A 12,874-nucleotide genomic window follows, 5' to 3' on the forward strand; every position below is an offset into this window, starting at 1 on the left:
AAATAACGAGATAGGATGAACAGAGAATTTCTCCATAAGATTACCATATTAGGTTGTCTGCTTTTGCTAATCACCTCTTCCGTAGGGACTGACAAGGGCTTCCAGACACCGGAGCAATATGCCCAGATTGTACAGGAGCACTTTGCAAACGAGGAGTGGGAAGCGGGGAAAGAGATATTGGACGAGGGGCTTCAGAAATATCCGAATGTTTCCGACCTTGAATGGCTTATGGGAAAATACTGGTTTCATGAAAAGGACTACGACCAGTCACGTTACCATCTTGTGAAAGCTGTCGATGATAATTATAACAATGTCAATGCCAAGCATTTGCTGGTAGACGTTGAAGATATAACAGAGAACTATTCCAGTGCGATTTGTTATGTGAACGAGCTTCTGGAAGTGAATCCGTATTGGAGAGGTCTATGGCGGAGAAAGATTGAATTGTACCGCAAGCAGAACAACGATGTTGAAGCCGACCGCCTTTTGAAGCGGATCAATCAGATTTACCCGAATGACACCATTCTGAGGAAAGATTATATCTACAGCATGGAGATCGGTTATCAGCAGATGAAAAAAGGCGGTAACCGGAAAGAAGCGATCGAAAAGCTGACGGAACTAATCAAAGTATCTCCCGATAACGAAGAATATTATCTGGACATTATCAATCTGCATTTGCAGGAAGGTAACAGGGAAGCTGCCTTGGGATGGACGTCGAACGGTTTGGCTGTCCTTCCCGGAAGCGGTGCCCTCATCGTAAAAAGAGCTTCCATCCTCGGTGAATTGGCGCGTTATCCCGAAGCGCTGGCATTCATGCGCGAGCAAATGAGAAGAAACAACAGTCCTGCCATACGCCGTATGTACAACGACCTGCTGATGGAAGCCGCCCGTGCAGAGAAGCAGCGGGATCCGTATGTGCTGTATGGGATGGCTTACGAAGGCGGCAATAAGAACAAAGAAGCGCTAGACTATCTACTGAATACCTCGGTGACAAGGGGATATACCGATGACGCACTGTTTTATATCAGAGAAGCCAAGAAGCAATATGGCAACTCGGACAAAGGTATTTTATATAAAGAGTATATGCTTTATCGCCAGATGAACGAGGACGACCTCGCTTATTCCGCCTTGAAGAAGCTGTATGATATGTATCCCGATGACTATGACATCACTTTAGCCATGTCCGCACAGCACATGAAGAAGGCGGAAAAGTTAATGGAACTCGGACTGTATGCGGAAGCGTTGCCTCATGTGCTATTTGTTTCCCAAAGGCATTTTGATAACGAGGTCAATGGTGCGGCATGGGAAAAAGCATTGAGTTGCTACATTAACATGAAACGTTACAACGAAGCACTGGCCACCCTGGACACCATCACCCTTCACTTCCCGGAATATGAAAACGGTACGTTGAAAAGGGCATTTATTCTCGATAAAATGGACAAGACCGAAGAAGCCCTGCAACTTTACCTGTCCGCCATCGAGCAAAGTGACGAGGATATGCGCATCTTCTACGTCATCGGATACGAAGAATTAGCCGTTCCTTACATCAAGAAATGCATGGAAGCGGGAGCTACCAAGAAAGCATATAGTGAAGCGGTCAAACTCGTCAGCCTGAATCCATCAAGTGATTTGGGATTACGGTATGCGATCAACTCCGCCGGTTTACTAGGAAAATACGATGAATTCGAGAAATATACGGAACAGGGAATCAATTACTATCCCGAAGAGCCGTTCTTCCAGGCCAAAAGGTCGACCATTCTTGAACGCGACAAGAAGTATGAAGCTTCTTTGGAATTCCTGAAGCCGATACTCAACAAGTATCCGAGCAACAAAGAGATTATCGGTGCCTTCTCGCAAAGCAGTGAATACCGTGCCTTGCAGTTGACAAAAGCGAAAGACCCTGAACAGGCTCTCGCCGTACTCGATACAGCCTTGCTTTATGACAGTCAGAACCGTTCGCTGAAGTACACCAAGGGAGTAGTATACGAAGCGAACAGACAGGCCGATTCAGCTTATTATTATCAGAAGTTTTATGAGCCGTCCATCATGGAATATCGCTCTTTCCAACGGCACTTATCGGGTCTAAGAAGCATGATGCTCAAGAATGAGATAGCATTGACTTATCTACGTGCACGCTACGGGGAAGAAGACATCATCACTTCCGTCGCAAGTGCCGAGTACACCCGCAAGAACCAAAAGAACACCTATACGGGACGTCTCAACTATGCCGGAAGAAGCGGTTCGGCAAGCGACAGTATGGAAGCTGAAGAGCAGACACCAGGAGGGGTCGGCATCCAGGTACAAGGTGAATGGACACATCACTTCTCGCCCAAATGGAGTGCTACGGTCAACGCAGCCCTCGCTACCAAATACTTCCCGGACATTACTGCCGATATTGCATTGAGACATTATCTCAAGAATGACTGGGAAATAGGCGCGCACGTGGGATATAGACGCGTAGCCGCCTACAACAAGCATTACGAATGGAACGACGATTTCTTTGCCGGCAGCAACGGAGAGAACGGGTTCTTATTTACCGGTTGGGACGAGTCGAAGACAAACCTGCTCACCATCGGTGGAGAGGTAGCCAAGACCATCGAGGTAGTCCGGTTGAATACGAAACTGGATTTGCACTTCTTCAATTCCAGCTTCTATTACAATGCACAGATTGGCGCCAAATATTTCCCTGCCAATGACGGAAAGACGAATATCAACGCCATGGCAAGCATCGGTTCGGCACCGGAAACAGCCGTACTGGATTATGCCCTGCCCGGCTCCTTCTCGCACACCAACACCATGGTGGGCTTAGGGGGACAATATATGGTTAGTCCCAACATTACCATAGGCTTGATGGGCACCTGGAATACCTATTATAACCAAACGAATGCAGTGCGGGGGACGAGTCCGCTCAATCGAATAGAGTCCATATCGACACGTTATAAAAACTTATACAACATCTATGCACAAATCTATATCTCATTCTGACAAGCTTTGCCCCCTATTGGCGGGAATGATATGCATTTGCTGTCTGCTATCCGGTTGCCGCATGCAGGCACGCACGGAGATGTTTCCATCGAAAGAAGGATACCTCATAACGATTGGCCAAGACCCGACCGACAGAGATACCCGATGGGCCAAATACCTGTACGAGCATCTCAAGAAACGTGCAAACGACGATGAAATGGTGGCTTTTGGCGTCTCCGAGAAAGAGATGTGGCATGTCATCATACAGATAGACCCTACGGCACAGGAAGGATTCAGAATCTCCCGCAAAGGAGCGGATATAAAATTGACGGCTTCCGACGACCGGCATATGTTATGGCTGCAATATCAGCTCATAAAAAAGATAAGTAAGGAAGACCCGCGCATAGACGGTTCCGACCTGCCGCCGGCACTGCTCAACCTGACAGACACCTGCGGTACTTTTGCTTTCGATTATCAAAGCATCTACTCACCGGCCGGCCTGAATTCCGACTATACGGGAGTGATGGGACTCAACAACTTTGACGACAGTTGGGGGATATGGGGACACAACCTGCGAAAGGTACTGGGAGACAACACAGACAAAGTGTACGCCACCATTCATGGAAAGACAGACGACTCACAACTTTGTTTCTCTTCCCCCGAAATGTACACTCAGATTGAAGACTATATTGTAAATAACTTCGGTGAAAAGGGGAATTCCCGTTTTGTTATCGCACCGGATGACAATCCATACGCCTGCACATGTGCCAGTTGTACAGCCCTGGGAAATTCCGAGAAGAACGCGACACCTGCCGTCACTGAACTGGTACTCCGCTTGGCGCAACGTTTTCCCAGACATTTCTTCTTTACCACTTCTTATCTAAGCACACAACAAGCCACAGATAAGCAACTCCCCGCCAACGCAGGAGTAATGGTCAGTGCCATAGATTTCCCGCTCTGCTGGATAGACAGCAAGGACGCACAGGAAAAGAAATTTGCCCAGCAACTGGAGAACTGGAAGAAAGTAACGAAGAACATCTATATATGGGATTATATCAATAATTTCGATGATTACCTTACGCCTTTCCCCATATTAAAGATAGCCCAACAAAGACTCCAATTCTTCAAGAAAAACGGAGCCAGCGGAATCTTCTTCAACGGAAGCGGATATAGCTACTCTTCTTTCGATGAAATGAGGACTTTTGTATTATCAGCACTCCTTATTAATCCCGAACAGGCGGTAGACGATTTAATCAGAAACTATTTCAATCAGGAGTACCCCGTATCAAAGAAATGGCTGAGCGATTACTATATTGATTTGGAAAACAGCACCCAATCCGGGAAGAAGCTAGGTCTTTACGCAGGAATCCGGGAATCAGAAGGTGCCTATCTCAATCCGGAGAAATTCATCAAATTCTATGATGAAATGGGCCATTTTGTATCCGACGCCAAAGGGAAAGAACGCAAGAAGCTGCATGAGCTTCAGACAGCCCTGTCTTTTACACGGTTGGAAATGGGACGCGACCATAGTTACGATACTTACGGATACGCCAAACGGAATGGAAAAGAAATCCAGACCGTTCCTCAGGCGCGGAAATGGGTTACCCAACTCAAAGAACATAAAGCATTCTCCGGAATGGAGTATTATAATGAGTCTGCCAATGAAATAGACTATTATATAAAGGAATGGGAGCAATATATACTTGCTTCCGACATAAAAAAGGACTTATTCCTAGGGATTACACCGTCTTCCACTCCCAAAACGAACAAGAACAGTCTGAAAAGACTTACAGACGGCACACACGGTCTACCTGACAACTATCATTGCGGTTGGATTATCTTCCCGCAGGAAGAATGTACCATCGACTTGCCTGTGAAAGAAATCAATGAATCGGGAACAGTTTACATCAGCTTCCTGAATCTCCCCAGGCATCGCATATACGCACCGCAACAAATCGAGGTATCGAGAGACGGAGCAAGCTATAAGAAAATAAACCTAAGCCCGGATGATTCCGTTGAAAAGGGAGAAATGGAAAAAGCCGTTGTTCCCGTTGACTTGAACGGAACGGAGCTGTTAAGCATAAAAATCACCGGTACAAAAAAACCGGGAGCTCAAATTGGCATGGATGAAATTGCGTTCATTCCATAAAGAGCCCCCAAAAGAAATGACATTATAAAAAAGATTGGCAACTATGAGTAAATCGATATTCTATATTCTCCTATTGACTGTACTTCCCTTCTGCTTCTCAGGATGCAAAAAGGAAGTGCAGCCTACGAGCATGACTATAAAGGATTCCATCAGGCACTATTACCCTATTAAACAAGGGCAACAGCTTGACATCATGTTCACTGTAACCAATACAGGAGACGCTCCTTTGATTATCTCGGAGATGCAGCCTTCCTGCGGTTGTATCATTCTGGACAAAAGTTCGCATATCATCATACCTGAGGATGGTATCAGGCAATTCAAGGCAACCTACAACAGCATTAAGAATGTAGGAGAGGTTATTCACCGCATCCGGATTTACGGCAATATGCTTCCTCATGGAAGAGCCGAACTGAAATTCGACGTCAATGTAGTACCGGACGCTGATTATACGCGTGACTATGAAGAACTCTACCAGGAGTTCAACACTAAAAACGGTATTGTCAGAGAAATGGTGGACGGAAAAGAATCCGAACTGGGATACTACGTAGGAGAACCGTAAAATAAGTAATAGGTAACAACCTATCACTTATTACCTATTGTGTTTTCTAAGGATGAATCTCCTTGAATGTCGCATTCTCTTCTTTTACATGCTCAATGGTCTGTTTCAACTCTCCGACAGGTAAGTCATAGCCATACCACCCTGTATAGCAATCCACTACATACCATTTCCCGTCAGACGAAAGCTCGAATTCGACACGTAAGTCAATCTCCGATTCTTCATATCCCGCCTCGAATACCTTATGTTTGGGCTCGTTCACCGTGAACTTGGAGACGTAGATGCCGCCCTCTTCCTGAGAGATGCGTTCTTCCTTCATGGTCTCACTATCCAGCAACGGCCATTTTTCTTTGGTGAAAGGGAATGTTTTCTCAGTTTCGCCGTCATCTGCCAGTAAGGTAATCGGAGTTTTCAACGGAAACTTGATACGGGTATATTGGAATGCCGCACTGGAAGTAAATTTATCCAGAAACTTCTTGAAATCTTCCTGTTCCTGCACTGTCTCATTCCCGGCTCCGGACATCGAATCACTACCGTAGGAGTTTAAAGACACGCTCGCAAGCAACATACTGGCTAACAGACTAAACAAATACCTTTTTACTTCCATAATCATAAAATATCAGTGGTTCATTTCCGCTATATCAAGCATCACTTTCAGGGCACAAAGATAATCACAAGTTAAACATTCCCAAACAATGAAGTCCCGAAATAGGAAACACACAGTTAAACAAGCCTAAATAACAAACCCCGGATGTGGGGTAAACTTATCTTTGAGGGTATTTATGTTAATCAAGAACATTAAATCAACATGCAAATGAAACATTTACGTCTTTTTCTTCTCTCAGGAGCCCTGCTCTTTTGCTGTATGCAGAACATCATTTATGCCCAGTCCGCCACTTTCCGGACAATCCCCGAATCTTTGCGGGGCTACTGGCAATTTAAAACAAATAACGTATCCGACTGGAACGGGCCGCTGATCGGAGAGAACTTTGTGGAAGCTCTCTATACCGTTTTCCAAGTCGAACAGATGGAACAGGAAGCCGACGGGAGTTATCTCTTCCACCTACAGAGTCCAAAGGGGGATAAAATGGATTTCCGATTCACCCCCCTCAGTGATAATAGCGCCATCCTTTTCTATGAAGGATGGAAAGAACCCAAACACTGTGTACGCAAGCAAATTCCCGACCACACAGAAATGCTCTCTCCTACTATGCTGCCCGACATCATATATCAAAAATGGGTAAAAGGACTATCGGGAAACGTTCTCTATGAATTTACACGCGACGGTAAACTACTCAATGGCGGAAAGACATGGAACATCGTATCCGCCGGGCATTTTCTCAATAAAGAGTATCGTCTGCTTGCCAAAAACGGTGAACGGTATAAACTGTTTTACCTCAGTTTCCCTTTCCCCGGCTCAATGAAAGTAGCCGCCGAATTACAGAGTGAAACAGTATTTCCCATCGCAACTTCCCGCCCCGAAGTATATGCCATCACCGGATGCCTGGTCGATCCGGCAACCGGAGACTGGGTCATCGGCTTTTTCGAGAATTTCGCCGTTTACCAATGCCGGTTCTGGGACTATAAATCGATACGGACTAAAAAGAACCGGACAACTATCTTGCTGAAAAACGGCACGGAGCAATTGGAGATTCAAATGAAACGGGATAGCGAAACATCCTGTACATTAAAATTCGGAAAAGAAAAGCCACAGGCATACAACTTCTGCGACAGTCAACGCCTGCCTGATTATCCGCAAGCCGACAACACACCATTTGTTGACAACGGCTACCGGACAGACAGTGTGACGATTGCGGGATATCTGCGCAACCTGCCTTCCGACAGGCCTTTCGAAATAACCGTGCCCGATATGATTACCGGCAGAGAAGTGAAATATTACACAGACATAGATTCTTTGGGACGATTTTCGATCCGCTTTCCGGTATTGAACAGCCACAACGCATTTATTGATTGGGGGCGCACTACTATCTGGACGTGTGTCGAACCGGGCGAAACCTACTTTCTGTTTGTGGATTTCGCAGAAAGAAAGAAGCTTTTCATGGGAGACAAATCACGGTTCCTCAATGAATTACTAACTTATGAAAGTCCCGGTGAACTCCTGAGCTACGACGAAGAGCAGAAAAGAAGCAATTCAGAGTACCTGCATAAAACACAAGAAAGAACCCGACGAAAAGTAGAATACCGGGAGAAATTTCTTAGGGAGCACCCCTTGCTATCAGACAAATTCCGTTACTACACCGGGAACGCAATCCGTTACGACGCGGCATCCGGCCTCATGCAACGCCGCTTCAACGTCAATCGCAACAAGCAGGAACATCTGGACAAGGAGTTTATGGACTACGTAGACTCAGTCTGTTATCCACATCCCGTACAGCCCTATACTCTTCTCAGAGACTACGGTTCTTTCATGAGAGATTATGTCGGATATCTGGGAGACATTGCTCCGGCTCATCAGAATATAAACATAACTCCGGCCGGATTGAAGGAGATTTACTATGAATTTGATGCCAAAGGAACGATTAAACTGTCTGCCGAAGAGAAAACAGCACTTCATGATTTCTGCGAGATGCAGAAGAAGATTGACGGTTTGCAGGCTTCGAAAGCAGACTCTCTGGAAATAATAGCTTATGCCGAAAAGCTGAAACCGAATATTGATATCGTGCAGCACCTCGTAAACAGAGATAATCTTCTCAACGAACACATACAAACGGAGATGTACCTGAACGCAATCAACCAGTCTCTAGCAATCATCGACTCCCTGCAAATGGATGCCGGCTTAAGAGAAATATTGAAGACCCACTGCTATTACGGAATACTTCAAGGCACTCACAAAGAGTTGCCGGACATACTTATGGACAGACTCAAGAAAGACGTATCCAATCCTTCCCTACTGGCTTACGTAATGAATCAACAACAGAAATACGAGAAGATATCGAATAAAACCATCGAATACCCCGAAAGCCTGATGCCAAACGAACCATTGGCAGGTATGACGGACGGCGGGCAGTTGTTCCGTAAAATTATCGAGCCATACAAAGGCAAGGTTGTTTATCTGGATGTATGGGGCACGTGGTGCGGCCCGTGCAAGGACATGATGCAGTATGCAGGAAATATCAAGAAGCTATTTGCAGGGAAAGATGTAGTGTTCCTCTATCTTTGCAACCACTCTTCGGACAAATCATGGAAAAACATCATCAAAGAATATGGTCTGACCGGCAAAAGTGCCGTTCATTATAACCTGCCCGACGAGCAACAAAGCGCTATCGAGAGATTTCTTGGCGTACATTCCTTTCCCACCTATATGCTAATAGACAAGCAGGGGAACATTGTAAACCGCAAAGCTCCCAGACCTGCAATGGAAGACCAACTTCTAAATGCAGTTTACAAGGAACTGGAGAGGTAAGCGGCACTCACTTCTTCCGCAAATATTCATATCCGAAGCGGCAATACAGGCACTTTTTCTTGTCGCAGTATTCCTTTTGAAGTTGTATCAACGCCTGGCTATCCGCAGCAGAAGCTACCGATAGTCCGGTGTTGCTCCACGAACGGATGATGTGGTTATCCTCTGCCTTCAACTCTTCCAGAAAACGGCCGGCACGTTCACACATCCGCTCGTCCGCTTTATGCAAACCGTAGGTATACAGAAAAGGTATCACGGTATTTATGATAATCAAGTCCTTAGACCTCTCTCCTAGTGTTTTTTCTTTTTGTGGAGAAGTCCGTCCGAATAGATAATGGCTTTCCCAATAAGCGGAAGTGCGGGTAGCCAACAGTTCTCTTACTTCCGGCAATGTTTCGGCTTCCAACAGCCGAGAAAACAATTTATCCCCTTTCTGATAGAGATAAGCCAACTGTGCCAAGCGAATATGAGGAAAGTTTTCCGGGCGAAGGCGGAGAAAACGCCATAATGTAGCGTCCATCACTCGGGTAATTTCAAACTTTCGCTGCAAATAACGGAACTCTTTGCAAAGGCGAACACTGTATTCGTCTTCCTGTTCTTTTTCCTGCTCTTTATTCTGCACTTTTTCCTGTTCCTTATTCTTTTCCTGACTCCTTTCCTTTTTCAGAAATGTATCTTCAAGCAATCCTGCCAAACCATAGAAAAAGGCTTCTATCTGAAACAAATCGTTGCGGTGCTTATCCATGGCACGAAACGGAAGCAAGCCCGCCCACGTTTCAAAAGCATCCCCATTCAGTCCGAAACCGAAATTGCGGGCGATGGTGATGAAGAAAGCATCCTCCCAGTTGTTGTTACAATGTTGAAGACGTTGTGATATTAGTTGAGCCTTTTGTTCTAATCGCTCTGTCTGCAAGGCTGTCAGCCAGGAATGGATGGTGAGTTTGGGCAGGGAAGCAAGGACAGGGTGGCAGGCGGGATACTGGTCGGCAGTGCAGAGCTCGTGATAATGGGCTTTCACCGTTTCGGGACAAGTCAATAGGAGTTGTGGAATCTGTTCGCCGTTAGTGCGGGCTATTTCTTCATCCGCCTCTCCCACTACATGGAGAATCACCGAGTCGTAAGCCTTGTCGCAATGATGTCCGTGGCGAAGCCAGTCCGAAGCATGGGCGTGTATTTCTATGTTTCCCACCCATAGGGTACCGTTTATTTTTAGTTTTGCATTGAAAAAGTCGGGGCCGGCGTTCGGGTTTTGAAGACCGGAATCAATAACTTCTACCGGTAAGCCCTTCGTGGTTTGCAGTACTTTCAGAGGAAATAATTTATGTTTCCACACGTAGTGGAGAAGGTGTTCCATGTTAACAAGACGTTAATGTGCGCTGCAAATGTAATAAAAATCTTATCTTTGCGACTATTATTTTGAATATAAGTCAGAAAACAATGAAAATAGCACTAATCGGTTACGGAAAAATGGGCAAGGAGATAGAAAAGGTTGCCCGTAGTCGCGGACATGAAATCGTCTGCATCATTGATGTCAATAATCAGGATGACTTCGAGTCGGAAGCGTTCAAATCTGCCGATGTAGCCATAGAATTTACCAATCCGATGGTAGCTTACAGTAATTATATAAAGGCTTTCAAGGCCGGAGTGAAACTGGTATCAGGCAGCACCGGATGGATGGAAGAGCATGGCGAAGAAATCAAGAAACTTTGTACGGAAGGCGGAAAGACACTTTTCTGGTCGTCCAATTTCAGCCTGGGAGTAACCATTTTCTCTGCACTGAACAAGTATCTGGCAAAGATAATGAACCAGTTCCCCGCTTATGATGTCACGATGAGCGAAACACATCATATCCACAAGTTGGATGCTCCCAGCGGAACAGCTATCACACTAGCTGAAGGTATCCTGCAGAATCTTGACCGCAAGGACAAATGGGTGAAAGGAACATTCGCAGCACCGGACGGCACCGTCAGCGGAACCAACGATTGCGCAGCCGACGAACTTCCTATCGCCTCTATCCGTGAAGGAGAAGTTTTTGGTCTTCATTCCGTTCGCTATGAGTCCGATGTAGACAGCATAACTATCACGCATGATGCCAAGAGCCGTGGCGGATTTGTATTGGGAGCCGTATTGGCTGCCGAATATACAGCCCAACACGAAGGCTACCTGGGTATGAGTGATTTATTCCCGTTCCTGAACGACTAAATTTAAGAACCTAGTTCTAAATAAATATATCATTATGAGACAAGCCACACGCGCACAATGGATTAAATGCGCCATTGCTATCCTACTTTATCTCGTTTTCCTGCTTTGGGTACGAAGCTGGTGGGGATTGATTGTTGTTCCTTTTATTTTCGATATTTATATTACCAAGAAAATACCCTGGTCTTTTTGGAAGAAGTCGAAGAATACGACCGTCCGCAGCGTTATGAGCTGGGTAGATGCCATCGTCTTTGCGTTGGTCGCCGTTTACTTCGTCAATATCTATATCTTCCAGAATTATCAGATTCCTTCTTCTTCTTTGGAAAAGTCATTGCTGGTAGGCGACTTCCTGTATGTGAGCAAGATGAGTTACGGGCCACGTGTACCAAACACTCCGCTTTCCATGCCACTGGCACAACATACACTGCCGCTCGTCAATACCAAATCATATATTGAATGGCCGCAATGGAAATACAAACGGGTTCCGGGATTCGGCAAGGTGAAGCTGAATGACATTGTCGTATTCAACTTCCCGGCAGGCGATACGGTAGCTGTCAATTATCAGCAGACTACGGACTTCTATACACTGGCTTACGGCGAAGGACAACGTATCTACCCCAAACAGATTGAAATGGACAGCCTGACCCGCGCACAGCAACGTGCCATTTATGATTTGTACTATGCTGCCGGACGGAAGCAGATTATGAGTAATCCACGCAGCTACGGAGAAGTTTTATGGCGTCCGGTAGACCGCCGCGAGAATTACGTAAAACGTTGTGTAGGTCTGCCCGGTGACACGCTTCAGATTGTAGAGGGTCAGGTGATGATTGACGGCAAAGCCATCGAGAATCCCGAAAACCTGCAATTCAACTATTTCGTACAGACTACCGGCCCGTACATTCCGGAAGATATGCTCCGCGAACTGGGCATCAGCAAGGACGACACCATGCTGATTGAAGATTCGGGTTGGGAAAACGGATTGCTTGAAATGGGACTGGACAGCCGGAACGCACAAGGCAGACTAAACCCCGTATATCATCTCCCTCTGACCAAGAAGATGTATGAAACCCTGACAGGCAATAAGAAACTTATCAGCAAAATCGTAATGGAACCGGAAGATTATGCAGGACAAATGTATCCGCTGAATCTTTATACCAAGTGGAACCGCAACAACTACGGCCCTATCTGGATTCCTGCCAAGGGAGCCACCATTACGCTTACAGAAGACAACCTTCCTATCTACGAACGTTGTATCGTAGCTTACGAAGGCAACAAACTGGAAATCAAGCCTGACGGCATCTACATCAACGGCGAAAAGACCGACCAATACACCTTTAAGATGGATTATTACTGGATGATGGGTGACAACCGTCACAACTCTGCCGACTCCCGTTACTGGGGCTTCGTTCCCGAAGACCACGTAGTAGGTAAACCTATTGTTGTATGGCTATCACTTGACAAAGACCGCGGATGGTTTGACGGCAAGATTCGTTGGAACCGCCTGTTCAAGTGGGTAGACTAAGCAGATTCCAGGTTTTAGACGCGTCTGAAATCCCCGATAAAGAGTCCGGCTTTCCCGTGGATAAAC

The 12,874-nt window shown here is 46.0% G+C and carries 8 protein-coding genes; 6 read left to right on the top strand and 2 right to left on the bottom strand.

The window, feature by feature from the left end; genetic code table 11:
- Positions 1–15: 15 nt before the first annotated feature.
- Genes BQ7997_RS13765 through BQ7997_RS13775 form a run of 3 tightly spaced genes read left to right on the top strand, consistent with a single transcriptional unit; the run spans position 16 to position 5,669 of the window.
- Entirely contained in the window at positions 16–2,982 is a 2,967-nt protein-coding gene (locus BQ7997_RS13765; protein WP_022137053.1) for a tetratricopeptide repeat protein, read from the top strand.
- Positions 2,957–5,110, top strand: a complete 2,154-nt coding sequence (locus tag BQ7997_RS13770) for a DUF4838 domain-containing protein (protein WP_073346917.1) — start codon at positions 2,957–2,959, stop codon at positions 5,108–5,110. Before BQ7997_RS13765 ends, BQ7997_RS13770 begins: the two co-directional genes overlap by 26 nt.
- A 43-nt stretch (positions 5,111–5,153) precedes the next feature.
- The gene (locus BQ7997_RS13775) at positions 5,154–5,669 is read left to right on the top strand and encodes a DUF1573 domain-containing protein (RefSeq protein WP_044654299.1); all 516 of its coding nucleotides are present in this window, start codon (positions 5,154–5,156) and stop codon (positions 5,667–5,669) included.
- 46 nt (positions 5,670–5,715) lie between these two features.
- Here BQ7997_RS13775 and BQ7997_RS13780 read toward each other — a convergent pair whose 3' ends face one another.
- A complete protein-coding gene (locus BQ7997_RS13780; RefSeq protein WP_374117630.1) occupies positions 5,716–6,189 on the bottom strand; it encodes a DUF4348 domain-containing protein in 474 nt (157 codons plus the stop codon).
- Positions 6,190–6,480: 291 nt separating this feature from the next.
- Between BQ7997_RS13780 and BQ7997_RS13785 the strand changes: the two genes are divergently transcribed.
- Positions 6,481–9,090 carry a TlpA family protein disulfide reductase gene (locus BQ7997_RS13785; protein ID WP_073347421.1) on the top strand — a complete coding sequence of 870 codons (2,610 nt, stop codon included), beginning with the start codon at positions 6,481–6,483 and terminating at the stop codon, positions 9,088–9,090.
- Positions 9,091–9,097: 7 nt separating this feature from the next.
- Here BQ7997_RS13785 and BQ7997_RS13790 read toward each other — a convergent pair whose 3' ends face one another.
- Positions 9,098–10,441: a DUF2851 family protein gene (locus BQ7997_RS13790; protein ID WP_073346918.1), complete on the bottom strand. Its 1,344-nt coding sequence runs from the start codon at positions 10,439–10,441 to the stop codon at positions 9,098–9,100.
- An 83-nt stretch (positions 10,442–10,524) separates the two neighbouring features.
- On the opposite strand from BQ7997_RS13790, the gene dapB reads away from it, so the two are divergent.
- Both dapB and lepB read left to right on the top strand, forming a co-directional pair.
- Positions 10,525–11,289, top strand: a complete 765-nt coding sequence (dapB, locus tag BQ7997_RS13795; RefSeq protein WP_073346919.1) for a 4-hydroxy-tetrahydrodipicolinate reductase — start codon at positions 10,525–10,527, stop codon at positions 11,287–11,289.
- A 34-nt stretch (positions 11,290–11,323) separates the two neighbouring features.
- Positions 11,324–12,808, top strand: a complete 1,485-nt coding sequence (gene lepB / locus BQ7997_RS13800) for a signal peptidase I (protein WP_022137060.1) — start codon at positions 11,324–11,326, stop codon at positions 12,806–12,808.
- Positions 12,809–12,874 lie beyond the last annotated feature (66 nt).

This window comes from Bacteroides congonensis (genome assembly GCF_900130125.1).
Taxonomy (GTDB): domain Bacteria; phylum Bacteroidota; class Bacteroidia; order Bacteroidales; family Bacteroidaceae; genus Bacteroides; species Bacteroides congonensis.